We start from the raw sequence: 242 nt of genomic DNA on the forward strand, positions 1-242 counted from the left end.
TCGGCGCCAGCGCCTGGTCGGCCGAAGCCCTGAAGAACACCATGCCGGCGAGCGTGTTCTCGCGCTCCACCGAATGCCACAACCAGGACAAGGTGAGCATGGGCACCATCGCCGCCCGCGACGCCCTGCGCAGCCTGGAACTAGCCGAACAGGTCGCCGCGGCCACGCTGCTGGCTGCCAACCAGGGTGTCTGGTTGCGCCAGCGCGCCGAATCCACCGTCTTGCCAGCAGCCCTGGCGGAC

1 protein-coding gene is annotated in these 242 nt (G+C 69.4%); it reads left to right on the forward strand.

All coding sequences use genetic code 11. The features are described 5' to 3' along the window. Positions 1–242, forward strand: a 242-nt coding sequence (locus tag AC0IYH_RS33595; protein WP_471838772.1) for an aromatic amino acid lyase, incomplete at both ends; no start/stop codon positions are given.

This window comes from Pseudomonas sp. AC463 (assembly GCF_979253585.1).